The 26060-nt window shown below is 58.4% G+C and carries 26 protein-coding genes; 16 read left to right on the forward strand and 10 right to left on the reverse strand.

Annotation, left to right across the window (positions count from 1 at the left end):
• Positions 1 to 65: 65 nt before the first annotated feature.
• The 4 genes from AB3X96_RS27040 to AB3X96_RS27055 all read right to left on the reverse strand — a co-directional run bounded on the left by AB3X96_RS27040 (position 66) and on the right by AB3X96_RS27055 (position 4279).
• The gene (locus tag AB3X96_RS27040) at positions 66 to 2564 is read right to left on the reverse strand and encodes a filamentous hemagglutinin N-terminal domain-containing protein (RefSeq protein WP_368592133.1); all 2499 of its coding nucleotides are present in this window, start codon (positions 2562 to 2564) and stop codon (positions 66 to 68) included.
• A 412-nt stretch (positions 2565 to 2976) separates the two neighbouring features.
• On the reverse strand, positions 2977 to 3246 hold the full coding sequence (locus AB3X96_RS27045) for an LrgB family protein (RefSeq protein WP_368592134.1): 270 nt from the start codon (positions 3244 to 3246) through the stop codon (positions 2977 to 2979).
• 4 nt (positions 3247 to 3250) lie between these two features.
• Entirely contained in the window at positions 3251 to 3562 is a 312-nt protein-coding gene (locus AB3X96_RS27050; protein ID WP_368592135.1) for a DUF4148 domain-containing protein, read from the reverse strand.
• A gap of 306 nt (positions 3563 to 3868) precedes the next feature.
• On the reverse strand, positions 3869 to 4279 hold the full coding sequence (locus tag AB3X96_RS27055) for a DUF4148 domain-containing protein (RefSeq protein ID WP_368592136.1): 411 nt from the start codon (positions 4277 to 4279) through the stop codon (positions 3869 to 3871).
• Positions 4280 to 4865: 586 nt separating this feature from the next.
• On the opposite strand from AB3X96_RS27055, the gene AB3X96_RS27060 reads away from it, so the two are divergent.
• The gene (locus AB3X96_RS27060) at positions 4866 to 5054 is read left to right on the forward strand and encodes a histidine kinase dimerization/phospho-acceptor domain-containing protein (protein WP_368592246.1); all 189 of its coding nucleotides are present in this window, start codon (positions 4866 to 4868) and stop codon (positions 5052 to 5054) included.
• 78 nt (positions 5055 to 5132) lie between these two features.
• Here AB3X96_RS27060 and AB3X96_RS27065 read toward each other — a convergent pair whose 3' ends face one another.
• Together AB3X96_RS27065 and AB3X96_RS27070 are read right to left on the reverse strand one after the other, a co-directional pair.
• Positions 5133 to 5462 carry a 3-hydroxyacyl-CoA dehydrogenase NAD-binding domain-containing protein gene (locus tag AB3X96_RS27065; protein ID WP_368592137.1) on the reverse strand — a complete coding sequence of 110 codons (330 nt, stop codon included), beginning with the start codon at positions 5460 to 5462 and terminating at the stop codon, positions 5133 to 5135.
• Positions 5389 to 5613: a hypothetical protein gene (locus AB3X96_RS27070; protein WP_368592250.1), complete on the reverse strand. Its 225-nt coding sequence runs from the start codon at positions 5611 to 5613 to the stop codon at positions 5389 to 5391. Before AB3X96_RS27070 ends, AB3X96_RS27065 begins: the two co-directional genes overlap by 74 nt.
• 227 nt (positions 5614 to 5840) lie before the next feature.
• Here AB3X96_RS27070 and AB3X96_RS27075 point away from each other — a divergent pair, with 227 nt between their 5' ends.
• The 8 genes from AB3X96_RS27075 to AB3X96_RS27110 all read left to right on the forward strand — a co-directional run bounded on the left by AB3X96_RS27075 (position 5841) and on the right by AB3X96_RS27110 (position 12803).
• Positions 5841 to 7688: an AMP-binding protein gene (locus AB3X96_RS27075; RefSeq protein WP_368592247.1), complete on the forward strand. Its 1848-nt coding sequence runs from the start codon at positions 5841 to 5843 to the stop codon at positions 7686 to 7688.
• 27 nt (positions 7689 to 7715) lie between these two features.
• Positions 7716 to 8354 (forward strand): hypothetical protein, encoded by a 639-nt coding sequence (locus AB3X96_RS27080; protein ID WP_368592138.1) that lies wholly within the window; start codon positions 7716 to 7718, stop codon positions 8352 to 8354.
• Positions 8279 to 8497, forward strand: coding sequence for a hypothetical protein (locus AB3X96_RS27085; protein WP_368592139.1), 219 nt, complete (start codon positions 8279 to 8281; stop codon positions 8495 to 8497). Before AB3X96_RS27080 ends, AB3X96_RS27085 begins: the two co-directional genes overlap by 76 nt.
• Positions 8494 to 8619: a hypothetical protein gene (locus AB3X96_RS27090; RefSeq protein WP_368592140.1), complete on the forward strand. Its 126-nt coding sequence runs from the start codon at positions 8494 to 8496 to the stop codon at positions 8617 to 8619. The genes AB3X96_RS27085 and AB3X96_RS27090 overlap by 4 nt, the downstream gene beginning before the upstream one ends.
• Positions 8620 to 9223: 604 nt before the next feature.
• Complete coding sequence (locus AB3X96_RS27095) at positions 9224 to 10381, forward strand: porin (protein ID WP_368592141.1); 1158 nt, start codon at positions 9224 to 9226, stop codon at positions 10379 to 10381.
• Positions 10382 to 10487: 106 nt separating this feature from the next.
• Complete coding sequence (locus AB3X96_RS27100; RefSeq protein WP_176110690.1) at positions 10488 to 10799, forward strand: hypothetical protein; 312 nt, start codon at positions 10488 to 10490, stop codon at positions 10797 to 10799.
• Positions 10800 to 10984: 185 nt separating this feature from the next.
• A complete protein-coding gene (locus tag AB3X96_RS27105) occupies positions 10985 to 11500 on the forward strand; it encodes a flavin reductase family protein (protein WP_368592142.1) in 516 nt (171 codons plus the stop codon).
• Positions 11501 to 11543: 43 nt separating this feature from the next.
• The gene (locus AB3X96_RS27110; protein ID WP_368592143.1) at positions 11544 to 12803 is read left to right on the forward strand and encodes a Rieske 2Fe-2S domain-containing protein; all 1260 of its coding nucleotides are present in this window, start codon (positions 11544 to 11546) and stop codon (positions 12801 to 12803) included.
• Positions 12804 to 12996: 193 nt separating this feature from the next.
• On the opposite strand, the gene AB3X96_RS27115 is transcribed toward AB3X96_RS27110, so the two are convergent.
• The 4 genes from AB3X96_RS27115 to AB3X96_RS27130 all read right to left on the reverse strand — a co-directional run bounded on the left by AB3X96_RS27115 (position 12997) and on the right by AB3X96_RS27130 (position 18713).
• Positions 12997 to 13971 carry a 2Fe-2S iron-sulfur cluster-binding protein gene (locus tag AB3X96_RS27115; RefSeq protein ID WP_368592144.1) on the reverse strand — a complete coding sequence of 325 codons (975 nt, stop codon included), beginning with the start codon at positions 13969 to 13971 and terminating at the stop codon, positions 12997 to 12999.
• Positions 13972 to 14041: 70 nt separating this feature from the next.
• The gene (locus AB3X96_RS27120) at positions 14042 to 15862 is read right to left on the reverse strand and encodes an acyl-CoA dehydrogenase family protein (RefSeq protein ID WP_368592145.1); all 1821 of its coding nucleotides are present in this window, start codon (positions 15860 to 15862) and stop codon (positions 14042 to 14044) included.
• Positions 15863 to 15865: 3 nt separating this feature from the next.
• Positions 15866 to 17539 carry a 3-hydroxyacyl-CoA dehydrogenase NAD-binding domain-containing protein gene (locus AB3X96_RS27125; RefSeq protein WP_368592146.1) on the reverse strand — a complete coding sequence of 558 codons (1674 nt, stop codon included), beginning with the start codon at positions 17537 to 17539 and terminating at the stop codon, positions 15866 to 15868.
• 4 nt (positions 17540 to 17543) lie between these two features.
• A complete protein-coding gene (locus AB3X96_RS27130) occupies positions 17544 to 18713 on the reverse strand; it encodes a thiolase domain-containing protein (protein ID WP_368592147.1) in 1170 nt (389 codons plus the stop codon).
• A gap of 167 nt (positions 18714 to 18880) precedes the next feature.
• Here AB3X96_RS27130 and AB3X96_RS27135 point away from each other — a divergent pair, with 167 nt between their 5' ends.
• The 7 genes from AB3X96_RS27135 to AB3X96_RS27165 all read left to right on the forward strand — a co-directional run bounded on the left by AB3X96_RS27135 (position 18881) and on the right by AB3X96_RS27165 (position 26053).
• Positions 18881 to 19669: a crotonase/enoyl-CoA hydratase family protein gene (locus AB3X96_RS27135; RefSeq protein WP_368592148.1), complete on the forward strand. Its 789-nt coding sequence runs from the start codon at positions 18881 to 18883 to the stop codon at positions 19667 to 19669.
• Positions 19670 to 19685: 16 nt separating this feature from the next.
• Positions 19686 to 20903, forward strand: a complete 1218-nt coding sequence (locus AB3X96_RS27140) for a Rieske 2Fe-2S domain-containing protein (RefSeq protein ID WP_368592149.1) — start codon at positions 19686 to 19688, stop codon at positions 20901 to 20903.
• 90 nt (positions 20904 to 20993) lie between these two features.
• Entirely contained in the window at positions 20994 to 22859 is a 1866-nt protein-coding gene (locus AB3X96_RS27145; protein ID WP_368592150.1) for an AMP-binding protein, read from the forward strand.
• Between the two features lie 73 nt (positions 22860 to 22932).
• The gene (locus AB3X96_RS27150; protein ID WP_368592151.1) at positions 22933 to 23130 is read left to right on the forward strand and encodes a hypothetical protein; all 198 of its coding nucleotides are present in this window, start codon (positions 22933 to 22935) and stop codon (positions 23128 to 23130) included.
• Between the two features lie 251 nt (positions 23131 to 23381).
• Positions 23382 to 23777, forward strand: coding sequence for a RidA family protein (locus AB3X96_RS27155; RefSeq protein ID WP_176111635.1), 396 nt, complete (start codon positions 23382 to 23384; stop codon positions 23775 to 23777).
• Between the two features lie 32 nt (positions 23778 to 23809).
• Entirely contained in the window at positions 23810 to 25018 is a 1209-nt protein-coding gene (locus tag AB3X96_RS27160) for an aromatic ring-hydroxylating dioxygenase subunit alpha (protein ID WP_368592152.1), read from the forward strand.
• A 33-nt stretch (positions 25019 to 25051) separates the two neighbouring features.
• Complete coding sequence (locus AB3X96_RS27165; RefSeq protein WP_368592153.1) at positions 25052 to 26053, forward strand: amidohydrolase family protein; 1002 nt, start codon at positions 25052 to 25054, stop codon at positions 26051 to 26053.
• Positions 26054 to 26060: the final 7 nt, after the last annotated feature.

Raw genomic sequence — 26060 nt, forward strand, 5'->3', positions numbered from 1 at the left:
GTACCTCGGGTCACTCCGTGAAGCCATGCCCTTCGGTTGTTTTTCCCCTGCGATGATCGTTCCCCTCAAGGACCGAGTTGCCAACGCAGTACCGGATGGGTCGCGCCGGCCGGGAGTGCCCAGACGCCGGTTGAGCTGAAGTCGAACGTCGGGCCGAAACTAGATGGCATGCTCATCTGCGCGGTGGTGAGTCCATTCGCGATCGGCACCGGAGTACCCGTGCCCACGCCGACCGTGGCCCCGGTTGTCTGCGTGTCCCAGTAGACGTCGTTGGCGATCGTGCCGGTGTTGCTTAGCGCCAGGCCGAACGGCGGGGGGCCACGACCGGCCAGGACCATTTGGGTGACTGTGCCGGTTGCGAAAGATTGCTGGATCGTGCCGGTGTTGCTTTGAACGAGCGCCGCGCTCCCCGTGCCAAAGCAGGGGAAGCCGCCACCACCACCGCAGTAGTCGGGCGCATACGTAACGGAGCCGGTCGCATATGACTGCGTGATCAGACCGTCGTTTGTGCCGACCAGACCGCCGGCGCCCAGACCGTGAGCCGCGGAATTCACGGTGCCCGGTCCAAACGACGGCGGGATGTCCGGGCTTTGCGATTCGTACGACTGCCGGATCACGCCGGTGCTGAAGTTGTATCCGACGAGGCCGCCCAACACGCCCTCGCTCACCATCGCCGCGTCGCTGGACGAGCGTGTGATCGTGCCGTAATTCGAGCCCACCAGACCGCCGCTCATCGCATCGATCGAAACGAAAGGTTCAGATAAGGAAAGGCTGCCACTCGTCTGGGCGCGCACGATCTGGCCGTCGTTGACGCCGGCCAGGATGCCGAAGGAGCCATAGCCGCTGATGCTCACGAAGCCGCTCACGCTGACGTTGCGAACGACGCCCGTCGCGCCGACCACACCGAATAGACCACTGGCTGCCTCGGGATTCGCCGGATCGCCCGTGGCGGGAACACTCTGCCACGCATTCAGATTCGAGATCGTGTGGCCCAAGCCGTCGAACTGTCCGGCGAACGGCGCGGCGCCAGTTCCGATCGGCACATAGACGCCTGTGCCGCAGCAACGTGGCGTGCTGATGTCGATGTCCTTGCCGAGCGCATAGTTGCTGGCGAGATCGAGCGAAATGTTTTCCAGATCCGCAAGTGAATTGACGAGCTGGTAGCCGGTAATCTGAGTGATCAGTCCGCTGTCGGACGGCGCCGTCCAGGTCGTGTTGGCGAGCAGTGTCCCCGGCGTGTAGGTGCCGTTCATGTCGTATAGCGCGCTGACCGTCCCGGTGCTCTTCGACCAGTCGATCGTGCCGCCGTTCGTCACGCTGCCGCCGTTATCGATGCTCGTCGCGTCCGCGCGCAGCGTAAGGTTGCCAGAACCTGTGTCGCGGATCGTCGCGCCCGGAGAAAGCGCGACGTTGTGGTAAGCCGCGAGCGTCAGCGCCGACGCACCGCGCCAGTCGATATCGGATGCGATCAGCAGGTCACCGGCCGCACCGTTGGCGCCGGTGGTAGAGAGTTCGACGGTGCTCCCCGCATTCAGGCTGCGTTGGAGCGCACGCGCCACTGATGCATCCACGGTAAGCGATGGCGTTGCGATGTTCCATCGACCGGCGTGCACGGCGGCGCCGCGCTGGAACGACAGTTGCGCTGCCTCGGTATCGACCGTGCCTCCACTGCCGTCCGGGTTCTTCGCTACGATTGCGCCTCGTTGCGACACCGTGCCGTCCTCCGCCACGAGCCACACATGCCCGTCGCGAGTCGCACTGCCCGTCGCACGGATGCGCGCGCCGCCGCCCGCGAGTGCATAAACGTTGCCGTCCGCGGCTTGCAGGCTGATCTGCGCGGCGCGCGTGGTACCCGAATCGACCACGTTGCCCGCGCTGCCCGCCTGGACGAATACCTGTTGGCCGCTCGACGAGTCCTGCAGCAGCACCTTCGACCCGGCCGCGAATTCCGCCGTACCGTCAGGCGCATTGACGGTGCCGCCGTTGATTACGGTCCGCGCGATCAGGAACACGTCGCCGCCGCTGGAACTGATTTTCCCGAGATTCACGACTACCGCGTCCGAGTTCCCCGACAGGGTGAGCGCGCCGCCATTCATGAACGCACAGTTGTCCGTGTCCAGCGTCGATGCGACGAAGCGTCCGCCCGTCGTCACCACGCCGGATGGACCCACGACGACACCTTGCGGATTGACCAGATACACGCTGCCCGTGGCACTGAGCTTGCCGAAGATCGCGGAGAGCGAGCCTCCCGTCACGCGGTTCAGCGTCGCACCACCGCCGTTATTGAACGTCACGCTATTGCTTCCGCCGATCGAGAAGCTGTTCCAGTCGATCACACCACGTGTGGAACCGGATTGCGTGATCACGAGGCTGTTGCCCGCGCCCGCTATCGCGCCGGTGCCGGCGACGTAACGGCCGCCTTGCGGCAGGCTACCCGCCGCGAACGCCACAGGTGTGAGGGACAGTCCAGCCAGCGAAATACCGATGGAGAGCCAGAGGGGTCCGCTCGACTGCCGTCGACCCGGTGTGCGTCGCGCGGGCCGAGGTTGTTCCGGATGTGACATACAGCCCCCTTTCCGCGTGCGTGCGGAATGGTTACCGACGACCCCGCAGAGCCGGCCGGAGAGGCGTGAGTCGCCGCATATGAAGAATAGCAGTTGGCGTCGCGGGTGCATGCCGGTTTCTCAGCGCATTGCGCCTTCCTGGCAGGACTTTTGCGACATCTATTACGCGGCGGGACTCATGTTGCGCGTCGACAAGATCCGACGGCAAATTGCGTCAAGGCGTCAAGAGCAAAGATGTCGGTCGCAGATAAGCGCTCATGCGCTGGAGGCCAATGGCCGCTTGTGATTGGGCGAACGACACCTACAGGGGCCTCCGACAGACCGCGAATCGGATGGCACGAGGGCCGCCGGCTATCGGCGTCGGAAGCAAGAGTCCGCTCGGACACAGCATCACCGGCGTTGCCAGTGACGGTCAAGTCAACCAGCCACCGAGGAAGGGCAGAAGCACCGGGCGGACAAACGCCGACATAGTGCCGTTCATCGCCATTCCCAGTCCCGAGTATGCGCCGGCGTCTTCACTGATCCGAAACGCCCGGGCGGTACTTATGGCGTGGGAAGCAACACTCATCACAAAGCCGCGCACGTCGTTACGCCGCACACCAACGGCATCCAGGACTACGTTGCTCAGGGTCGCACCGGTAATGCCGGTCAAGATGACGATCGCCGCGGTGAGCGAAGGCAACTCTTCACTGACCGTCTGGATTGACCACCATTGGATGTTGGCCGGGACCGGATTGCGACGATCCGGCCATCGGCGACCCATATCCCGACGTGTGCTGGCCAGTCGCGTGCTGCGCGGCAACACGCGTTTCGGCAGCCTGAATATCAGCGGGATACTGGGCATCCAGTGCGGCGGCCGGGTTGTAGCCATTCTGTTCGAGTTGCAGCACTTCTGCCTCGACCTTGGCGCGCGTGACCGGCTGTTCCGATTGTGCGAAAGACGCGATCGGCGCGGCGCTCGCAGCTGCGAGTACAACTGCCTGGATAAGCGAGTTCATGATGCACCCCCTCATAGTTGTCTATCCGGAACCGCGGCGATACGGGCGCCCATAGACGATGCTCCAAAATCAAGAACGTCCTTTTTCAGGACAGGCCCCGGCGCGGCGCCAAAGAAGACCCATGGGTTCGGCGGGAACGCATGTGCCGGATTGACATAGCTCGTCAGACCGCCCGCGTAACTCGCGAAAGTGCATCGAAAGCGGCTTGATGCTGGAATGGTTTAAGCGGCGAAGTCAACGTGGTCAATACCATTCGGCAGGCAATCTACCCTGATCGTCGGGGCGGTATCGGGCGAGCTATCGGGGTCAATTGCCGAAGAAAAGGTTGCAGTAACTTGCTGGGCCGACGCACGAAGATGGCGATGGTTTCGACACATGCCGGACACCGCCGGAAGCTGAGGTGCCGTCGGTCGTGCCACCAGCGTCGCTGTTGTCCGCCTGCTGGCTCTCCTGTGCAGCGACGTTGGTCGTCGCGCCGCCAATGTCACGGTTGCCGGCCTGCTGGCTGTCCTGTGCAGCGATCTTCGCTTCAGCAGCCTGAATTGGCTCGGGATACTTCGTTTGATCGCCGTCGCCGACGTGATAGCCGGCCTGCTCGAGACGGATCAGTTCCGCACGCACCTGCGCACGGGTGACGGGCGCGGTGCCCTGAGCGAAGCTGACGACTGGGCTGGACAGTGCACAGCTGGCGAGGACTAGGCATGCAAGGGTCTTCATGATAGAGCTCCTTGATAAATGGCCAACTTAACCGACCAGATACCTAATAGAACACGCAGCAAATTCTGAAAACAGACGGGAAGTTGTTGTTGATATGGGGAATGGAGTCTCGTCCGCGACTCAGTTGGCTTAACTCGGCAAAACGTCGCGCATGTGCGCACTGCGTTTTTCGCGCCGGCCGGTTATAGAGGCGTACTCACAACAGGCACTCGATAAGAGATAAAGGCAGAGATAAAGGCGAGCCCGTTGCATAGTGATTGACGCGCTCCTTGTGTCAAATTGTCTTGCATTATCACGCCGCGTAACTGTGTCAGTTGTGATTGCGTCGATAGTTTGATGTTCGGTATTAAATGTTCGTTTTCTGGAGTGTAAATGTTCGTATTGTCTCCCTTCGCAGCTTACTTACTGACAAAGACCATGACGCTCCCGGAGCACGCCGGCGTCAGCGCGGTCGAGCAGATGCACTGGGCATGGGCTGCATTGGTCACGCTGACATCGTTCTGGTGGGCTCGTATGTGTAAAAGAGGTCGTTCTCGAGGAGGCCCGATCTCAGGCCGTAGCGGCAACGACGGAGAAGAACCAGTTTATCGCTGCGATAAGCCATGACTTGCGCCAACCGCTCACCACGCTCGGCCTGAAGTTGAGTTTTATCGAGCGGAGCATTAAATCGACCAGTCTGGTCGAAGACGTCGCGATTGCGCAAAGGCAAGTGGCTGCGATGGAAGGGATGATTAACGGGGCACTGGATATCTGCCGCCTGGACCGCAAGGACTGAGGTTGAGACTCCATAACCGCCCCGATCTGGTCCGTACGGATCGACATGCGTTGGACAGGATCGTCCGAAATATGATGGTCAATGCGGTCCGGTACACGCCGTCCGAGCAGGGAGGCAAGAAGGGACATGTTCTGGTTGGCGCTCCACGTCGCGCCCGAGCGACTCGCCAATCCGCCCGATCGCGGCGGCAAGCGACGCTTCCGCCCGGTCAATCAGGTGCACCGCAAGGCCGCCCGCCAGCAATGCCATTGCAATGCCGGCACCCATGTTGCCCGCGCCGATCGCCACGGCGAGACTGAACACACGCTCGCTGCGTAGCGCATGCGCCTCCATCTCAGCGCGCCGCTTGCGAATAGGCCCTCGCGGCCTCGGCGCAAGACGTGGTGAAGGCAGGCACGGGCGGCCCATCGTGCGTCGGCACGAAACGCAGCGTCACCGGGTCGTCCTCCAGTACGCCGCGCGCGACGTCCGCATGCATCTGGGCTGTCGACAGTCCGTCGGCCCGGCGAATGGGATGTTCGTGGATCCTCGCGATATATGCGGCGCTTGCGGTACTCATGGTAAGGATTCCTCCGTGGTTCGTGTGCAAGTTCGAGCCAGTGAGGAGCCGTCGTGTCGCACGTATAAGGTGACCTTATATCATGTGCCACTGCGAAATTCAAAAATAGTCGGCGCCTGGCCTATTAAGTGTTTCTACCATGTAGATTCGGCGCTGAAACGCATATAAGGTTGCCTTATTACGTGGTCCGATCGTGCCGTTGCTCCTTTTCAGAGTCTTTCGTGAACATGATTGCCCAGTTTCCTTTCATCGATCTCCCCTTCCTCGAGCGCAATATCGAGGTCGTCGAGCGCGCCGACGGCGCGGTCCATATGCGCAGCAAGGTGCCACTTGGTCCGGTCGAGGCGCATCTGCCGGGCGTCCTGAGGCATCGTGCGGTCGAGCGCGCCGAGCAGCCATGGCTGAAACAGCGCTGCCCGCGCACTGGAGACTGGCGCATGCTCAGGTACGGCGAGGCCTCTTTCCAGGTCGACGCCGTGACGCAGTGGTTGCTGTCACAACGTCTCGACGGACGCAGCGTGATGGTGCTGAGCGGCAACACCCTCGAACATGCGGTCTTCGAGCTCGCGGCCATGCAGGCGCGCATGCCCTATGTACCGGTGACCCCGGCCTATTCGCTGCTAAGCACCGGTTACGCCAAGCTCAAGGCGATGGTCGCCTTGATCAACCCCGCAGTGATCTTCGTGCAAAGCGCGAGCCAGTTCCGCGCGGCGCTGCACGCCGTCGATTTATGTGACGCGCGCGTCATTTACGTCGATGAACCGGCGGATGACATCGACGCCACGGCGTGGGACGCGGTCCTCGCCACGCCGGTGGGCCCGGAGGTGCAGGCGTCGATCGGCACCATTACGCACGATACGGTGGCCAAGTACCTCTTCACATCAGGCTCGACTGGTGAGCCCAAGGCCGTGCCGGTTACGCAGCGCATGCTGTGCGTGTCGATGGCCATGCACGCGCAGACTGTGCGCCATAATCCCGCCGCTCCGGAATCCGTGCTGCTCGAATGGCTGCCATGGAGCCACGTGGCAGGCGGCACGGCGATCTTCAACGGCGTCCTGCACGATGGCGGGACGATGTACATCGACGATGGACGCCCTGTGCCCGGCGAGTTCGCGAAGACGCTGCGCAACCTCAAGGAGGTTTCGCCGACAAATTTCAACAGCGTGCCTGCAGGCTACGCCATGCTTGCCGATGCGCTGGAGGCGGACGAGACGTTCGGTCAGCAGTTCTTCCGGCGCCTGCGGCGCCTGACCTCATCTGGCGCCAAGCTTCCCGACAGTCTCTACGAACGTCTGCAAGCGCTGGCCGTTCGCCACCTCGGGCACCGCGTTCCGTTTGTGGCCAGCTATGGCTCGACCGAGACGTGCGCTGCCACCACGGTAGTACATTGGCCCACCGGGCAGGCCGGTCTGGTTGGTCTTCCGCAGCCTGGGGTCGAACTGAAACTAGTGCCGCTCGACGAAGAACGCTATGAAATCCGTGCGCGTGCGGCTTCTGTCATGACTGGTTATCTGCAACAGCCGGGGCTGACGCGTCTCGCCTTCGACGACGAAGGCTACTACCGTCTGGGCGATGCCGTGACCTTCGTGGATCGGACAAAACCGGAGGAAGGACTCGCCTTTGCCGGTCGCGTCGCAGAAGAATTCAAACTGCAGTCGGGCATCTTCGTGCGCGTCGGTACGCTGCGCGTCGAGGTAATCAGCAGCGCCGCCCCCCTGCTGCGCGACGCGGTCGTCGCGGGCGCCGATCTGCCTTATGTGGCACTTCTCGCATGGCCCAACCAGGAAGCATGTCACGAACGTTTCGGCCTGCGCGACGCGCAGGCGCTTTCCTGCCACGCGCCATTCCACGACGCGTTGCGCGAATCACTGCTGCGCCACAACGGACGTTACACCGGTAGCAGCATGCGCATACGCCGTGTGATGCTGTTGAACGAACCGCCATCGATCGATGGCGGTGAGATAACCGACAAGGGCTATATCAATCAGCGGGCCGTTCTCGCGCGTCGCGCGAGCGCGATAGCGGCGCTATACGCGGACAAACCCGGCGCTAACGTCGTGACAATCGAAGAATAGTATTCCGAGAGTTTTCCGACAAAGATCATGACCACCGATACGTCCACCACAGCCGGGCCGTTGATCGAGATCCAACGCGAAGATGAGATCGCGCTCGTCAAACTGAATCGTGCTGACAAGCGCAACGCCATCAACGACGCATTGCTGGCTGAACTCACCGCATGTTCGCGTCGTCGAACGAACTTCGTTGTCTACCGGCAGAAAGTCAACGTCCACTGGCTGCAGGGTGTGGAGACCACTATGGATTCCGCCCATCTCGGCGTGCTTAACCAGAGCTGGCTCGTGGGCTTCGGCGGCATTGAACTCTCGTCGGAAAACATGGCGCCCGTGTATCACATCGAGCAAAAGCCGTTCGGTTTTCGCTATGCGGTGCCAATCGACGACGAGAACATCTCTATTACTGGCAGATCACCTATCGCGTCAACGGGAATCTGGCCGCTCAGCCACATGCACGCATACGAGGACCCCGATTTGTGTCCGCCGTTGCCGCCAGGCCCGCCCGAGGACAACCGGGGCCAAGACCGCGAAGCCATGAACCAGGACACTTTGCCGGCTTTACGCAGATGCTGGGCACGGAGGACTTTGCCGTCATGCTCAGCATGGGGCCGATCGTGGATCGAACGAAGAAATGCCTCGGTGCCGGGGACGGCGCGGTTGTGGCGGTGAGGCGCTGCCTTTCGAAGAGCGCGCCCGAATTCATGGACAACTCGTTGCCGACGCTCGCGCGCCATGAAGAGTTCGACTATCACACCACCGGCCCGATGTCGGGCGTGTTCAAGGACGAGGCTGAGTGGCGCGCGCTGCTATGAACAACGGTCTCACACAACGCCTGCAGCGGCTCGACACGTGCGCTGTCCCCGAAGCGCTCGATCGTCTCGGCATTACCGATACCGTGCCGGACAACTGGATCGTCGTCCTCGACAATTTCTAAAGCTGACCGTGCGGTCCGCTCTATGTGGGGAATCTAATATGGCCCGCATCACACTTGGCATCGGTACTTCGCACAGCCCGATCCTGAATCTGCCTGGAGACAACTGGCAGCGACGCGCTAAAGACGATCTTGCGTCTACGACCAATACATCCCGGTCTATCGCACTCCTCCTGCAGGTACCGGTATCGGCCTCGGGTTCGGGCTCTGCCAATCACTGCTACGGCGCATCAGCTGGTGTCCATGCGCGCGGGCCGCGAGTGCCACGGGCATCAAGTATGTCTTGCTGAGCGCCGTTTCGATCCTGCTCTGGGCCGCTGTTCACTACTGGATGGCGGGTTGCAAATACGCACGGCTCAAGGATTCTGAACGGCAATGCAGCCTGCAGGTCAGCCAGAGCTCATGAGTTCCATCCGCCTGACATGACCGCCGGTAGCTATGGTCGTTTAAGGCGGCACCAGGCAAGCGCGCCACGCGAGCTTCTTTGATGACGCTCCCGAATGATTTTATCGGCCACTGGCCTTAGGTGAATGCGCATTACTAAGCGTTGCATTGAATTGGATGGATTTAATAAGTTTATGGCGTTTATAACCACGGAGGAGATCGCATGAAACTGAAGGAAATCAGTTGCGCAGCAGCGCTGTCATTGCTGGGCGTTGGACACGCATATGCACAAAGCAGCGTGACGTTATACGGGGTTGTGAATTCAGGCGTCACTTACATTAGCAATAGTGGCGGCCACTCGGTCTGGAAACTCGACAGCGGGATCGACCGGCCAAACGTATGGGGTTTAACCGGCCGGGAAGATCTGGGCAGTGGACTGGCGGCGCTTTTCAAGCTCGAAAGCGGTTTTAGCCTGACGAACGGCAACATGACTGCGGCCGGCAAGATTTTCAACCGCGACGCGTACGTCGGCCTGACCAGCAATCAATTGGGGACGGTCAAGATGGGGCAGATGTTCGACTACCTGTACCGCGACGTGACGTTCTATACGAATGGCGTGCAATTTGCACCTGCCTATTCGTTCCACCTCTCCTATGACATCGACCGCACCGCTGGGGAAGCGGTTGCGAACGCCGTCGACTACGAGACGCCGAACTATCGCGGCCTCCGGGCAGGCGTCATGTACGGGTTTAGCAACGGCAATTCCAACCATGTGTTGAGCACCGGGCTCTCCTATGCGCCGCAGGGGCTGATGGGTCCTTTCTCTGGATCGCTGGCATACACGCGCACCAATGGGAGCTCGTCACCGACGACCGACGCAACGATTGCCCAAATCGTGTTCCACGGCGATAAGGTTTATACGGTCGCCGCGGGCGCGCGTCTCCAGGTTGCCAACAATGCGTACTTGAACGCTGTGTATTCGTACACGAACCTGACGCTTCCGCTCGGTTCGTCGATGATTACTCAGGATTTCGAAATTGGTGGAAAGTATGAGTTCGCACCGGATCTGCATGCTGGCGTCGGCTATTCGTACTTCATGCAGCGCGGCGTGAACGTCCAGGGCCTGACGCCGACGCAGAAATTCGGCATTGCCAGCGCAGGGATTGACTACCTGCTGTCGAAGCGGACCAGTATCTACGCATTCGGCACGTTCCAGCACGCCTTCGCCGGCAACCAGCCGGCCGGCAACTTCCTCGTGACCGGCGCACCGGTCTTCGGTCCCGTGGCCGGCACCGGTATCGGGCCGACGGGGGCGGCTGCCGGGTTTTCGAGCGGCAGCAACCAGGCCGCAGTGCAGATCGGCATCAGGCAGATGTTCTAAGCACCGCAGCCTTCGGGCCGGCGCGCTTTATCCCATACACGTAGCTATGTTACGTGCCGGGCCTCCCGGGACTCCGGCACTTGAACCCGCACCAGAAGGAGAAAACATGACCTTTTCACTCTATCGCAAGCTGGTATTGTCCGCATCGATTACCGCCTTGAGCATCAGCTTCGCGGCCCAGACTCAGGCCAAGCCTGCCAGCGCGCCGGCCGCAGCGTCCTCATCGGCTCCGGCTGCCTCGATGACGAAAGCCGAGATCAAGGCACAGCGCAAAGCAGCGCGCAAGGAACAGCGGGCAGCGAAGAATGCTGAACTGAAGAGAGTCGGGGCACAGGGCGGTCAGAGCGATTCGTATACGGACTATCCGGACAAGGCTCAGAACCCCCCGGCTAAAGTGCCTGCCGGAGCGAGCCACTAAGTGGTTCACTGCTTGCGCAAAAAGGCGGACCCGTTCGCCTTTTTGCATCCGCGGCGCTTTTGAACTTCCGGTCGGTACATACCCGAATTCCTGACCATTAAAAACTAAGGCAACCTTCCAATCAACTACTTGATCGACCATTAATTGGCTTTGCATTTGTGTCGTTTACATAGATTGGATTAACCATGAGTTTGACTGTTGCACCAGAGTCCGGAGTCACGTTGCCGTTTACGAGCCGTGAATTTCGCAATGCCATGGGTCAGTTTACGACTGGTGTTGTCGTTGTCACCGCTAACACGGAGGGCGAAGTCCACGCAATGACGGCCAACTCGTTTATGTCCGGCTCGCTCGAACCTCCGCTTGTTCTGGTTTCGATCGCGAAATCAGCAAAAATGCACGAACGGATAACCAAAGCGCAGAGCTTTGGCATCAGCATCCTGGCTCAGGATCAGGAATGGTGCTCAAACCATTTCGCGGGCAAAACGCATCCTGTCCTGGTGCCCAATTTCGTACAACTTGAACATATGCCAATCGTGGAAGGCGCAAACGTTCAGATTGCGACCGTTCTGCGTCACGCCTATGAGTGTGGCGATCACACACTGTTCGTGGGCGAGGTCACGGCGCTTGTTCAAGACCAGGGTCCGGCATCGCCACTAGTTTTCCACGCAGGCAAATACGCTGCGATCGCGGGCGCCAACTGATACACCTCAAGATCAGGCCAACATTCCCCAACAGGAGACGCAATTGCTGAGCAAAGAGAAGAACGAGCTACTGATTGCGACGTCGAAAGACACACCGATGGGTGAGTTCCTGCGTCGCTATTGGCATCCGATCGCCGGGGTTTCGGAATTCGATACCAGGTTGATCAAGCCAATGCGTCTCTTTGGTGAAGATCTGGTTCTATACCGGGATTTGAGCGGCAATTACGGCCTTCTCGATCGTCATTGTGTGCATCGTCGTGCGAGTCTCCAATTTGGCTACGTTGAGGACAAAGGCATCCGCTGTGCCTATCACGGCTGGAAATTCGAGGCGGATGGCAAGTGCTCCGAGCGTCCCTACGAAGATACAGCGGTTCCCGACGCGACGACCAGAGCCGGTCTCAAGATCACGAGCTACCCGGTCAGGGTCGCAGGCGGCATGCTTTGGACCTATATGGGTCCGATTGAGACGATGCCCGAACTGCCTGTCTGGGAGCCCTTCAATTGGCAAAACGGGTTTTGCCAGATCGTGACCTCGGTCATCAATTGCAACTGGCTCCAGTGCCAGGAGAATTCGATCGACCCTATTCATTTCGAATGGCAGCACTCGAATTATTCGGTGCGTCGCATGGGGGGCACGAAAGAGAAATACGTTCCGAGGCACACAGCACTCGATTTCACAGAGTTCGAATTCGGTTATCAGTATAAGCGGCAGCGCACGGACACCAATGCTGAGCATCCGCTATGGACCACGGGCCGCGTCTGTCTGTACCCAAATGGGTTCTTCCTCGGTGAGCACTTCGAATGGCGCGTGCCGGTCGATGACGGGCATACCCTGAGTATTTCCTGGTTTTATCTTCCAGTTCCCGCTGAAGCACGGCCCTATGTACAGGACCAGATCCCGACGTGGGAATCGCCTGTCATGGATGCGAATGGCAAATACCATGATTCGCATATTCTGAACCAGGATTTCATGGCTTGGGTCGGGCAAGGTACGATTGCCGATCGCACGAAAGAGGTTTTGGGTTCAAGCGACAAGGGCGTGGTAATGCTGCGTCGCCGGTTCGAGGCCGACCTTCAGGCGATTGCGGAAGGTCGCGATCCGAAGGGACTGATCCGCGATCCGGAACAAGCCAAAAATGTGAGCCTGCCTGTCGCGTTCCCCGATGAACAACTTAAGGCCGTACCTCGCGAGCAGTGGATGCAGAATGAGAATTTTAAACGCCACCTCACGAATTTTGTTTTCTCGATCGGTCAGCCGCCTGAGGTATTGCGCCAGTTGAAAGACGCGATCGGAGTCGAGTAAAACACATTAAAGGGGAGGTTAGGGACGTAAGCCCCGCCAAACGGACGTCGTCATGCTTCAAAAGCCGGACGCCCAACCTGCCAGCAGACCCTTCCGGCTGATACGCCCCAAGTGCATAAGATCAGAGCGCTTGCCCGAGTCACTTGCTGGGCTTTACTTCGGCAGACACAACATTGCTCAGGCTCCGTGATGATCAGAGATCGAGTGTGAGCGTCGGGCTCGCACTGCGCGAGCAACAGACGAGCATACATTGACGCTCGGCCTTCTCTTCGGCCGACAGGAGTTTGTCCGCGTGGCTCGGTGTGCCGTCAATGACCTTGACCTCACACATTCCGCAGGTACCTTGCATGCAGCCGTATTGAACGTCCACGTTATGGTCGAGCAGCACGTCGAGAATAGACCGATCCTCAGGTATTCGATAAGTTGCCCCCGATTTCGCGAGCACGACATCGAATTCGGAAACCCCGCCAGTGGATGGAGGCTCCGCAGCCGAGAACCGTTCAAGATGAACTTGCGATCCAGGCTTTGATGACGCCGCGGCCTCGAACGCGTCGAGCATACCGGTGGGACCGCAGCAGTAGACGTGGGCGTCAGCCGGTGATTCGGCGATCACCGTCGCCATGTTCACGCGCGTGCCGCCGGGAATCTCATCAAAATAGGTGTAGAGCCGTCCCACAGTTGAGCCCTGCACAAACCGCTCGATCTCCTTGAGGTAGGCCGCGTGTTGCCGGTCGCGCGCCGAGTAATGGAGATGCCATTCGCGGCCCAGCGCCTCTAGCTGGCGAACCATCGACCAGATCGGGGTGATGCCGATGCCGCCAGCGAAGAGAATGCTGACACGGGCACCCGGATCGACCGGAAACAGATTGCGAGGTGTGCTGATCTTCGTTAGGTCGCCGACACGCATCGAATCATGGACGTATTGCGACGCGCCCCTGCTGTTCGCGTCCCTTGCGATCGCGATTTCGTAGACCCGGGGCGCTCCTTGTGCGCTGACAATGGAATAAGAGCGGGACAGCCGTGAGCCCAGCCTGATATCAATGTGTGACCCGGCCTCGGCTTTCGGCAAATCGGAGCCATCCACGCGCTCGAGCACCAGACTGATAGTATTTTTCGACTCCCAAGTCATGGACTTGATTCGCACGTCGATAAAAGAATCGTCACTCAAGTTACACCTTTAAAAGCGATAGTTTTCAGAAGATCTGGGGCAGGGGAGGCGGCGTTGCACCGTCCGCTACTTAAATCAGATTGTCTGGAAGGTTTAGCAGCCCAGCATTTCCGCTCTCGATTCGCCGACACAGACTATCGATGAGCGGCATTTGACGCTGCATCCAAACTTCGGCCAGTGCGAGTTTGCGAATCCGCGTCTGGTCGTCAACGAAGCGCGTCGTTCGACCGTCTGTTACGATGGCCGCAATTTCCGCCCACATCCATCCGAGATAAAGCACCCCGACAGCGGTCATCAGATCGTATGCCCCTGCCTCGAGCGCCCCCATATTACGGGCGCTCATGTGTGTCAGGCGTTCCAACGATATTTCCAGGCGTTGCAACGCGTACTCGAGTGGCTGCACATAATCATCGAGCCTTTTATCCTGGGAATGCCGGGCAATAAATTCCGAAATCGCGGTCGCAAAATGGTTCCACATACGTCTGTCGTGGGCCATGATTTTTCGGCTCGCCAGATCGGACGCATGGATACCATTCGCGCCTTCGTAAATCTGCGTGATTCGCGAATTACGGACCAATCGCTCGATTCCATAGTCTTTGACGTAACCGTGACCGCCGAAAACCTGCTGGCATGCGACGGTGGTCTCGAAACCCCGGTCGGTGAAAAACGCTTTCATCACCGGAGTGAGCAGATCAAGAATATCAGCCGCTTTCTGACGTGCTGCCCTGTCGCTCAAGTATCGGGCTTCGGATTGCAGGACGGCGGCCTTCATTGCACCCGCACGTGCGCCCTCGGCAAATGCCGATGATTCGAGCAGTAAGCGTCGAACATCCGGATGCGCGATAAGCGGATCGGCAACCGTTTTCGTGTCACGAGAGCTGCTGGCCACGCGTCCTGAACGACGTTCGCGAGCATATTCCACCGCATTCTGGCGCGCGATCTCCGCGTGGCCGATACCCGATACGGCGGTACCGACACGAGCGTAATTCATCAGGTGGAACATTGGCGCCATGTTGGCCGTCGTTCCCCGACCTTCGGTGCTCTCTATGCGGTAGCCAACGGCGTTTTCGAAATCCAGCGCACAGGTGGCACTCGCTTCGATACCCATCTTGTGCTCGATTGAACGCACGTGCACCCCATTGCGATCACCCAGTGCGCCCGTCTGCGGATCGATATTCTGCTTCGATACGAGAAACACGTTTACCGCGCTCAGGCTCTGAGGAACACGCCCCTCTTCGTCCACGGCTTTCGCGAGCACAATGTGGACAATGTTGTCCGTCAGATCATGGTCGCCGCCAGAGATGAAAATCTTGTTGCCGGTAATGCGCCACGTTCCGTCTTCCTGAGGCACAGCGCGTGTCGTGATCTGACGCAGATCCGTACCGGCTTGTGGCTCCGTCATGCTCATGGTCGCCGTCCATTCGCCGCTCGCGAGTTTGGGCACCACGTGTGTCTTGACCCAGTCCGGAGCAAGTGTGCCCAGCATATACGCCGCAGGTGAGCAGAAACTGCCGTACATCGAAAATGAATGAGCGGTTGCGGCACGCATTTCCGAAATCGGCACCGACATAACGGGCGGCAGGCCACCTCCACCGAGTTCGGCTGCCAGGCTCAATGAATGCCAACCCGCTTCGCGGTACGCATCCCATGCGGCCTTGAATCCGGCCGGAGTCGAAACCCGGCCGTCGTGAAAATGCGCGCCTGCCTCATCCGCCTTCTGATCAAGCGGGTGCAGCACTTCTTCGTGAAAAGTGGCGGCTGCCCCGATAACGGCGGACGTGAAATCGGGTGTGAGATCCGTAAAACCAGGAAGATCGGTCCGGTCTTCGATCTTTAGGAAATCATGAAGAATGAAAAGCCAGTCCTTGGCCGGGGCTCGATAGTTCGCCATCGTTTAATCAGAAATTTTAATATCGGAAATACGAGCCGCATCGGCTCCCGCGAGTTCAACCAACAGATCAGCGGGTTTGAATACGTCACCGTGCTTTTCGAGTGCGGCGAGTCGGCGCACCAGTTCGGGCAGGCCGATCTGGTCCGCGTAGTACATCGGTCCGCCCTTCCAGTCGGGCCAACCGTAACCCAGTTGCCAGATCAGATCGATGTCGGACGCGCGATCAACGATGCCCTCTTCGAGAAGTTTCGCGCCCTCATTGATCATTGGGAGAATCAGGCGATCGTGCACTTCCTGATCGGAAATCGCGCGTCGTTCGATGCCTTCGACGCACGATGCTTCCTCGATCAAAGTCGTGACCTCCGGATCGATTAGCGGCCGCTTCTTGCCCGGTTCGTAGCGATAGAAGCCACGGCCGGCGCGCAAGCCCGTGCGCCCCCGGTTATACAGTTCATCCAGTAGCCAGTCTTTCTGACCGCGACGCTGGCGCGATCGGTACATGAGTTCAATGCCGCCCGTCATGTCCTGGAGTTCAAACGTACCCATCGGAAGGCCGACCTCGCGCAGCACACGATCTACCTGTTCGGGGAGCGCACCCTCGAGCAGCAGACGCGATGCCTGACGTTCGCGCGCGATCATCAGACGGTTGCCAACAAAGCCGTCACATACGCCGACCGGGACGGCCGTCTTTTTGATTTGAGCCGAAAACTGGAGCGCGGCAGCGAGCGTGTCCGCCGATGTCGTGTCTGTGTGGACGACCTCGACGAGCTTCATCAGGTTGGCCGGATTGAAGAAATGCAGGCCAATTACCGATTGCGGACGCATCGTCGCCGCGGCAATCCGGTCGATGTCGAGGGTCGAGGTATTGGTCGCCAGAAGCGCCGAAGGCGATGCATATCGATCGATTTCGGCAAATAGTTTCTGCTTGACCTCCATGTCTTCGAACACGGCTTCGATTACAACATCAGCGCTCGCAATTGCCGATAGATCTCGATCCGCCGTCAACACCGAGAGTCGCGCATCGCGCTCGTTTTCGGTCAGCCTTCCGCGCTCCACGTCACGGTTCAGTGATTCCGTGATACGGGTGACCGCGTTCTCAAGCGAGTCGTCCGACTGATCAATCAGTCGGACCGATAGTCCGGCATTGAGAAGGGCAGTCGCGATGCCGATCCCCATATTGCCACTACCGATGACCGCGCCCCGCTCGAACAGCCGCGGCTGATCCGAAATCCGACACTCGAGCGCGGTATACGCGGCTTTCGTATATTCGCGTGCGGCGTTCGCACGTACGGTCGTGAAAGCCGGGGCGGGTGGTCCATCCTGAGTCGGCATCGAATGCAGAATGACCTCATCGCCAATATTGAGGCTTCGAACATCCGCGTCGGTGACCACCGAATTGATGAGCAATCCTTCTTCCAGTTCGATGATTGCGGGTGCCAAAGGCTTGGGGCTGCGTTCAACGATTGAATAGGAATAGATGGTGCCGCGCCCAGACAATGAGTGCCATTCGGTTTTTTCACTGCCGCAGAATGGGCAGTGCGAACGCGGATAATAATGCAACGTATCGCAGTCTTGACAGTGTTTCGCCAGCAGCTGACCCGAACGCATTGCCTCCCAAAAGGGCTCGTCGCCCGGAAACAGAACAGGTGCCGGAGGCAGATTCCGCTTTTGCGCCATATGATTACTCCGCTTTCAGAATGAGGGTGCCCGCGGCGTGTGCGCTCGCCAGATTGCCGCCCGTGCCATGTGCGAGTACGAAATCGCGGTTTTTGACCTGGACCGCAGGATGCGCTTGACCCCGAGACTGGCGCACCGCCTCGAGAATCTTGGTCATGCCACCTTTATTGCCCGGATGGTTGTTGCACAGGCCCCCGCCATCGGTATTGAACGGGAGCTTGCCGACGCCTGAAATGAGATTGCCGTCCATTACGAACTTGCCACCGTCTCCCTTGGCGCAGAAACCGAGGTCTTCGAGCTGGATCAGCACCGTGATCGTGAAGCTGTCGTAGAGCGATGCATATCCGATATCCCGGGGTGTGATCCCGGCCTGGGCAAATGCGTTGGCCCCCGATCGAGCGCCCGCCGAAGTCAGTAGATCGATTCTCCCCGCGTCAGGATGCTTGACGGCGGCGCCAGTTCCAACAACCGCAACTTTCGGACGCTTCAGCTGGGCCGCAATTGCGGGATTCACGATCACGAGCGCGCCGCCCCCGTCGGTGACAACGCAACAATCGAGACGGTGCAGCGGATCGGCAACCATCGGTGAGCTGAGTACATCATCCACAGTCACAACTTCACGGTGCACCGCGTTTGGGTTGTGCTGCGCGTGATGGGAAGCCGCGACCTTGACCCACGCCAGTTGCTTGCTCGTGGTACCGAATTCGTGCATATGGCGACGCGCAACCATCGCATAGCCGTACATCGGGGGAGGGGGCACCGCCGACTGGAAGGCCAGATTTGGCATCGTCGAGCGATCGACACCCGCAAGCGCGGTACCCGTGCCCGACGAGAGCGGGCGATCTGCCATTGTCACAAGCGCCACATTGCAGTGACCGGCGCGGATCGCCTCAACCGCGTGCGCCACGTGCAAAAGATAGGCCGAACCCCCGCTCTCGGTGGTATCGATGTGCCGCAGATTACGCAGGCCAATGTATTCAGCCATGGTGAGACCTCCAAGACCCGGAGCGTCCGCACCACAGAAATAACCATCGACATCATCGAGAGTCAGGCCCGCATCCTTCAGCGCGCCTAGCGCAACCTGCGCATGAAGCTGTGCCGTCGAGATCCCATCAGCACGACGCACGGGATGCTCATAGATACCAGCAATGTACGCACCACCTTTACTACCCATGGGGAGGCTCCTTGAATCCGATCATTATTAGTAAGGCTACTTTATATAGTATGATTCTCCATCAAAGCCTGACTCCATGATAGCAAGGGTTTGTACCGAATTAACGGCTCTCTATAAGTAATATAGGCTTATGATTGATCCATCCACGACTAACGCGCTGTCACTCTATGTCAAACACTGAAACCCTGATACAGGTCGAACGCGAAGGCGATGTCGCGCTCGTGAAGCTCAACCGCGCGACGAAGCGCAACGCGATCAACGATGCATTGCTCGATGAACTGAATATGATCTTCGTATCCGGTCTCGAAGGCGCACGCGCTGTGATCCTTCACGGCGAAGGTGAGCATTTCTGTGCCGGCCTCGACCTCTTCGAACTGATGGCGAATCGAAGTTCCGACGTGATTGTGAGCCAGCGTCGTTCGCGTCGATGGTATCGAACGTTCGACCTGATGCAGTTCGGTGAAATTCCGGTTATCAGTGTGCTCAAGGGCGGCGTGATCGGTGGAGGCTTCGAACTCGCGGCTGCCACGCATGTGCGCGTCGCAGAAAAGTCGACATTCTTCCAGTTGCCCGAAGGTCAACGCGGCATTTTTCTCGGTGGCGGCGGATCGGTTCGCATTCCTCGTCTGATCGGCGCATCCCGCGTCACCGAAATGATGCTCACGGGTAGCACGTTCGACGCTTTGGCGGCCGAGCGCATGGGCGTCGCGCACTATGTGACGGAAGATGGTGCAGGCCTTGACAAGGCGCGCGAACTCGCGTCCAGAATCGTGGCCAATGCAGCGGCCACGAATTACGCGATTATCAACGGTATCACCCGCATTTCGGAAATGCCGCTTGGCGAGGGCCTGTTTGCCGAAACGATGGTGACGACGATGACACGAGCCGCCAACACGGGTGCCGACAAGCGCATCACCGATTTCTTCAACGAACGTCGCAATCAAACCCAAGATTGATTCACAAGGAGATATCATGCCTTCTAAAGCGGACAATGATTTGTTGACCCGCGTATGCGGCGACGCTCCGATGGGAAAAATGTTGCGCGAGCATTGGTGGATGCCGGTGGCGCTATCCGACAAACTCGAAGCGGACGGCAAGCCCGTACGTATTCGTCTGTTTGGTGAAAACTATGTCGCGTTTCGCGACACTGACGGCAAGATCGGTTTTTTTGACGAGGCGTGCCCGCATCGGGGCGCGTCGCTGGCACTTGGCCGCAATGAGGAAAATGGCTTGCGCTGCATTTTCCACGGTTGGAAATTCAACGCCGAAGGCGTGACCGTTGCGGTGCCGACTCAACCCAACAACGAAGCCGAGTATTGCAAGCACGTGCCGCTCAGGCACTACCCGGTGCGCGAAGAAGGCGGCATGGTCTGGGCATGGCTCGGTCAGGGAGGCCAGGCCCCGGCGTTCCCCGAATTGCCATGTGTCGGGCTCCCGCGCGAAAACTTCGTGGTGTTCCGTCAAAAAGTGAATGCCAACTGGCTACAGGGCGTCGAGACGACCATGGATTCCGCGCACCTGGGTGTCCTGCACCAGGAGTGGCTCAAGGGGTTCGGTGATATTGAGCTTTCATCCGCGAATATGGCTCCGGTTTATCACATCGTGCAGAAAGCGTTTGGCTTTCGCTACGCGGCGGTCCGCGCGCTGAAAGAAAGCCGTTCGTATGTGCGCGTCAACTCTTTCGTCATGCCGTGGTATGGCGTTATCTCTGGGAATAATTCGGAGATCAGGGGCGGTTCGATGTTTTTCTCCGTGCCGATCGATGACGAAAATATCTGGTACTACCAACTCACGTATCGCACGGACGGTAAGCTGGTCTTAAATCCTACGCTCGTATTCGACGACGCCGATTCGTGGCCCCCGCTGCCTCCGGGACCGGCTGAGGACAACTGGGGTCAAGATCGTGAGGCCATGAAGAACGGTCACTTTACGGGCTTCACGCAGATGCTGGGAACCGAGGATTTCGCGGTCATCATGAGCATGGGACCGATTTCGGACCGGACGAAGGAATACCTGGGTGCCGGTGACGGTGCTGTCCTGGCGGTTCGTCGTTGCCTCATGAATTCCGTCAAGGAGTTCATGAACGGCGATACCCCGAAGCTCGCACGTCACGCAGAGATCGACTACAAGAGCGCAGCCCCGGCGTCGGGTACGTTCGAAGACGAAGCCGGGTGGCGTGCGCTGCTCTGAAATAGATTCGAAATTTACGTACATAAGGCTCGGTGATGAAAATTGCCGGGTACTTTTGTCATGTGCTGTTCAAGACTCACCATTTTGGCTATGACGACTGATCTGAAAGACGCCCAGTTTCGCCACGTCCCGTTTTTGCCTCGTGACATTAACCTCGAGCAGCGCAAAGACGGGACACTGATTCTCAGGAGCAGTATCGAACTCAAATCAGCGGTGCCGCATGTCCCGTTCCTGTTGCATCGGAGCGCCGATCGTCGGCCTGATCATCCGTGGCTGGTTCAACGACGCGGACCTGATAACGAATGGCAAGCACTGACCTACGGTCAAGGGCGATCGCAGATTCAGGCCGCGACTCAATTTTTGCTCGACCTGAACAAGCACGGTCGGACCGTGATGGTACTGAGCGAGAATTCGCCGGAGCATGGCGTTATCGAAATCGCGGCGATGCAAGCGCATATGCCATATTCGCCGATCACGACTGCATATTCCTTGCTGAGTGGAGATCACGAGAAGCTGAAGGCGATGGCCGCACTTCTCGAACCGGCTGTGATTTTCGTCCAGAGCGGCAAGCGTTATGAGCGGGCCGTCAAGGCAATCGATGATCAAGCACTCGTAATCTGCGTCGAAGATCCGATCGATGCACCTAATGTCGTGACCTGGGATCAGGTGATCGCGACCGAAGCAACGGATCAGGTACGCATTTCGATTGATTCGATCAAGCCGGATACGATTGCCAAGTATCAATTCACGTCAGGATCGACCGGGATTCCGAAGGCCGTGATTGTGACGCAGCGTATGCTCACGGTCTCGCTGATGATGACGGAACAGATGTTCGCGTGGGAGCCGGGCGCAATGCCGGAAACGGTGCTGCTCGAATGGCTCCCATGGTCGCACGTTGCCGGCGGTCACTCGATCTTCAACTGCGTGCTTGAGGAATGCGGCACGATGTATCTCGATGATGGCCGGCCGACACCGGCCGAATTCGCGAAGACATTGCGCAATCTGCGCGAGGTCTCGCCGTCACGTTTCAGTGGCGTCCCTGTCGCATATGCGATGCTTGTCGATGCATTGCAAAAGGACCCGGAACTCGGATCCGCAATGTTCAGCAATATGCAGCGTATGACGTATTCGGGCTCCCGTCTGCCGGACGCGACGTATGAGGCTATGCAACGCGAAGCCATCAAGTACTCGGGCCGCAAGATTCCGTTCGTTTCGGCTTACGGTTCGACCGAGACCTCAGCCGCTGTGACGTACGTGCATTGGGCAACCGATCGCACGGGTATGATCGGACTTCCCCATCCGGGCGTCGAAATCAAGCTCGTACCGCTCGAGGATGGGACCCGCTATGAAATCCGGGTCCGTAGTGAAGCCGTGACACCCGGCTATTTGAAAAACCCGGAGCTGACGGCGCAGGCATTCGATGAGGAAGGCTTTTTTATCATGGGCGACGCGGCGACATTTGTCGATCCGGAGCATCCCGAAGAAGGGATGGTATTTGCGGGTCGGGTGGCAGAAGAATTCAAACTTACGTCCGGTATATTCGTTCGCGTTTCGTGTCTCAAAGCTGAATGCGTCAGCGCGTGTGCCCCTCTCGTGCGCGACATGGTGATCACGGGCGCCGATCGTCCCTATGTGGGTGCACTCGCGTGGCTGAACATCGAAGCCTGCAATATGTATCTGAAACAGAGTGGCCTCGGGTTTTCCGATCTGGTAAAGAATCCGGATATCAGGCGCGCGCTCCGTTCCGCACTCCAGGCGCATAATGAGCGCAACCCCGGGTCCAGCATGAAGATGAAACGCCTGTGGCTGCTGGAGCAGCCGGCGTCCATGGATCGGGGGGAAACTAACGACAAGGGTTACATCAATCAGCGGAAGGTCCTGGAATCGAGGGTAATCGAAGTCCAGGCGCTTTACGATGTTGTCGAGGCCCCGAACCTGATAGTGATAGAGGCTTAAGCATCGGTAAAGGCCTCTTGGTTGAGCATACAAGAGGCCTTTATCAATAGGCCGGGCCAGCGTTTTCTCCCTGGTGTTTGCCTTTCGCACACTACTCGACGTGCTGTTCGAACTCGACCCGCGTAGCCTCGCTCAATACGCCCAGGTTGCATTCGTCAACAACAAGGGCAACAACAATCTCGGCCTGAACATAAGCGACGGTGCGACCACGCTGTTTGCTCCGTCTGTCACCACGGTCGGCGTGAACACCGGCATTCGCACGCTGTTCTGATCGCGCGTCGTAACTGATATAGGTTGAAGCAGTAACGAAGCCAGACTTATCTCACGATAAGTCTGGCTTTCTTATTACTCGATGCGCTGCATAGGTGAACACCCCTACTTATCGATTGATTTTCGACTGATAGTATTCATAAGGCTACTTGTTTGTCTCGATTACCCGACGCCTCCGTAATGTTGCATAAATACAGTCGAATCGGCTCTGTAACCGAGACTCGGGCGAAACCATTATTATCAGGCATGGTGATGAAATACGAAGGCAAACGATCGATTGAAGTTCCGGGCGTGACTCATGGGCAGACGCCCATTCCGATGGGTGCCAGAAAGGGTAACTTCATCTTTTCGTCAGGCATCGCGGGTAAAGATCCGCAGACGGATACGCTGCCTGAAGATGCGCAATCGCAGGCTAAATTCGCGTTCCAGAATATGCGGACGCTCGTCGAAGCAGGTGGCGGTACCGTCAACGATATTGTGCGTGTCACGGTATTTCTCAAAGACGGATCGCTTCGTCCGATCGTCAACCCACCTTGGCTTGAAATGTTTCCCGATCCTGAAGATCGTCCGGCGCGTCACGCCCAGATCGTGGATCTGCCCGGCGGCATGCAGATCCAGCTTGAAGTGATCGCAGTGCTCGGTGATTAGGTATTCAGAATTCAGTTCCAAGGAGGTGTGCTATGACTAAAGACGAGAACGAATTGTTGACCAGGGTCTCGGGCGACGCTCCGATGGGTCAAATGATTCGCCAGAACTGGTGGATTCCGGCGCTGCGTTCGGCGTCGCTCGTCGCTAGCGGAAGACCTGAGCGTGTGCGACTCTTCGGTCAGAATTTCGTAGCTTTCCGTGGTGACAATGGCAAGGTCGGCTTCTTTGACGAAGCTTGCCCGCACCGTGGTGCTTCGCTGGCACTCGCCCGCAACGAAGACAACGCGCTGCGTTGTATCTTCCACGGCTGGAAATTCAATTCCGAAGGCGTGACTGTCACGGTGCCGACGCAGCCAAATAACGAAGCTGAGTATTGCAAACACGTGCCGCTCAGGCACTATCCGACTCAGGAAGCGGGTGGCATCGCGTGGGTCTATCTCGGACAGGGCGAACCCCCGAAATTCGCTGATTTGCCGTTCGTGGGCTTGCCCGTCGATCAGGTGGTGGTGCATCGTCAGCGCATCGAATGCAACTGGCTGCAAGCGGTCGAGACAACGATGGACTCGGCGCACGTCGGTGTTCTTCACCAGTCGTGGCTCGAACACGAAATGACCAATGCCTCGGTCAACCAGGCTCCAGTCTACAAAATCAGGCAGAAGGAATACGGCTTCCGTTACGCGGCTGTACGCGCACTCGGAGATGGCAGGTCATATGTGCGCACCAATTCGTTCGTCATGCCATGGTACGGCATGATTTCACCGCGTAAGGCCGGTGACACCACGCGCTCGCAGATGTTCTTCTCTGTGCCTATTGATGACGAGAACACGTGGTATTGGCACATGACGTTCATCCTGGACAAGCCAGTTCCGCACGAAGATTACATCTTTCCCGCCGATCGCGACAACTGGCCTCCGGTTTCGTCGCGTTCGGCCGACGATCTCTGGGGCCAGGATCGCGAAGCGATGAAGAACGGTCACTTTTCTGGCTTCCCGCAAACGCTTGGTACCGAAGATTTCGCAATCCTTCTCAGTATGGGTACGCTCCAGGATCGCACCAAAGAATATCTCGGTGCCGGTGACGGTGCGGTGATGCAGGTCCGTCGCTGCCTGATGAATTCGTTAACCGAATTTTCGGCAGGTTCAGTGCCGAAACTGGCACAGCACGAAAAGATCGACTATAGGTCGATCATGCCGCTGGGCGGCGTCTACGAGAACGACCAGCAATGGCAAACAACCTTGTAATTTGAAATCTTTTCCCTACGAGTCATATCCAAAATGTCACTTATCATCGATTCGCATGCTCACGTCGTGATTCCAGGCGAAAGCTATAAATTCATGGCCGAACTCGCGTCTCACCGCGCTAATCCGCACGTCGGTGTGCCCAGGTTGAGCGATGACGCGGTGCGCAAAGCCGGTCAGACGATCATCGAGATCATGGATCGTGTCGGTACGGACATTCAGTTCCTGTCGCCGCGTCCGTACATGCAGATGCATTCGATCAAGCCCGCGAAGGTGACGGCGCTATGGACGAAGCACATGAACGATCTGGTTCACCAGACCGCCGAAATGTGGCCCACGCGTTTTCGCAAGGTAGCAGGTTTGCCGCAGTACCGTAATGAGCGCCCGGTCAACTGCCTCGCAGAACTCGAATTCCGCGTAAAGGAGCAAGGTTTTATCGGTTGTCTGCTGAATCCGGATCCGACTGAAGGCGATGACACGCCGCCCCCGGGACTGGGGGATCCGTTTTGGTTCCCGCTGTATGAAAAGCTGTGCGAACTCGATATTCCTGCGCTGATCCACTCAGCCGGCAGTTGCCAGCCGCGCGAGTCGTACACGCTGAAATTTATCAACGAAGAAAGTATCGCCATTCTGTCGCTGATGGAATCGGACGTGTTCGATCGTTTCCCGAACCTGAAGCTGATCGTCCCGCACGCCGGTGGCGCAATTCCGTACCAGATGGGCCGTTTCCGTGCCTGGAACATCCGTCGCGGTGTTATGCCTTTCGAACAAAAGCTGCGTCAACTCCACTACGACACCACCAATTACGACAAGGATTCGCTCGAACTCCTGATCAAAAAGGTGGGTGCGGATCGGGTACTGTTCGCCACTGAAAAGCCAGGCACCGGCAGCGCCGTCGATCCGGAAACGGGTCTGGACCTCGACGATCTGAAGCCGGTTATCGAATCGATGGCCATGCTCTCGCAAGAGGACAAGAACAACATCTTCCGCTGCAACTGCATGAAGCTGTATTCGCGTTTTCGTACCGGCGAAGAGTAATCGATCG

The organism is Paraburkholderia sp. BR13439 (genome assembly GCF_040948805.1).
Taxonomy (GTDB): Bacteria; Pseudomonadota; Gammaproteobacteria; order Burkholderiales; family Burkholderiaceae; genus Paraburkholderia; species Paraburkholderia youngii.

What these genes read in the sequence shown, in the direction of transcription:
- AB3X96_RS27095 (WP_368592141.1), top strand. Translation starts at nt 9,224, where the DNA reads ATGAAACTGAAGGAAATCAGTTGCGCAGCAGCGCTGTCATTGCTGGGC.
- AB3X96_RS27125 (WP_368592146.1), bottom strand. Translation starts at nt 17,539, where the DNA reads ATGGCGCAAAAGCGGAATCTGCCTCCGGCACCTGTTCTGTTTCCGGGC.
- AB3X96_RS27165 (WP_368592153.1), top strand. Translation starts at nt 25,052, where the DNA reads ATGTCACTTATCATCGATTCGCATGCTCACGTCGTGATTCCAGGCGAA.
- AB3X96_RS27145 (WP_368592150.1), top strand. Translation starts at nt 20,994, where the DNA reads ATGACGACTGATCTGAAAGACGCCCAGTTTCGCCACGTCCCGTTTTTG.
- AB3X96_RS27130 (WP_368592147.1), bottom strand. Translation starts at nt 18,713, where the DNA reads ATGGGTAGTAAAGGTGGTGCGTACATTGCTGGTATCTATGAGCATCCC.
- AB3X96_RS27080 (WP_368592138.1), top strand. Translation starts at nt 7,716, where the DNA reads ATGACCACCGATACGTCCACCACAGCCGGGCCGTTGATCGAGATCCAA.
- AB3X96_RS27120 (WP_368592145.1), bottom strand. Translation starts at nt 15,862, where the DNA reads ATGGCGAACTATCGAGCCCCGGCCAAGGACTGGCTTTTCATTCTTCAT.
- AB3X96_RS27105 (WP_368592142.1), top strand. Translation starts at nt 10,985, where the DNA reads ATGAGTTTGACTGTTGCACCAGAGTCCGGAGTCACGTTGCCGTTTACG.
- AB3X96_RS27070 (WP_368592250.1), bottom strand. Translation starts at nt 5,613, where the DNA reads ATGAGTACCGCAAGCGCCGCATATATCGCGAGGATCCACGAACATCCC.
- AB3X96_RS27075 (WP_368592247.1), top strand. Translation starts at nt 5,841, where the DNA reads ATGATTGCCCAGTTTCCTTTCATCGATCTCCCCTTCCTCGAGCGCAAT.
- AB3X96_RS27135 (WP_368592148.1), top strand. Translation starts at nt 18,881, where the DNA reads ATGTCAAACACTGAAACCCTGATACAGGTCGAACGCGAAGGCGATGTC.
- AB3X96_RS27090 (WP_368592140.1), top strand. Translation starts at nt 8,494, where the DNA reads ATGAACAACGGTCTCACACAACGCCTGCAGCGGCTCGACACGTGCGCT.
- AB3X96_RS27140 (WP_368592149.1), top strand. Translation starts at nt 19,686, where the DNA reads ATGCCTTCTAAAGCGGACAATGATTTGTTGACCCGCGTATGCGGCGAC.
- AB3X96_RS27055 (WP_368592136.1), bottom strand. Translation starts at nt 4,279, where the DNA reads ATGAAGACCCTTGCATGCCTAGTCCTCGCCAGCTGTGCACTGTCCAGC.
- AB3X96_RS27065 (WP_368592137.1), bottom strand. Translation starts at nt 5,462, where the DNA reads ATGGGCCGCCCGTGCCTGCCTTCACCACGTCTTGCGCCGAGGCCGCGA.
- AB3X96_RS27155 (WP_176111635.1), top strand. Translation starts at nt 23,382, where the DNA reads ATGAAATACGAAGGCAAACGATCGATTGAAGTTCCGGGCGTGACTCAT.
- AB3X96_RS27085 (WP_368592139.1), top strand. Translation starts at nt 8,279, where the DNA reads ATGCTCAGCATGGGGCCGATCGTGGATCGAACGAAGAAATGCCTCGGT.
- AB3X96_RS27050 (WP_368592135.1), bottom strand. Translation starts at nt 3,562, where the DNA reads ATGAACTCGCTTATCCAGGCAGTTGTACTCGCAGCTGCGAGCGCCGCG.
- AB3X96_RS27160 (WP_368592152.1), top strand. Translation starts at nt 23,810, where the DNA reads ATGACTAAAGACGAGAACGAATTGTTGACCAGGGTCTCGGGCGACGCT.
- AB3X96_RS27040 (WP_368592133.1), bottom strand. Translation starts at nt 2,564, where the DNA reads ATGTCACATCCGGAACAACCTCGGCCCGCGCGACGCACACCGGGTCGA.
- AB3X96_RS27100 (WP_176110690.1), top strand. Translation starts at nt 10,488, where the DNA reads ATGACCTTTTCACTCTATCGCAAGCTGGTATTGTCCGCATCGATTACC.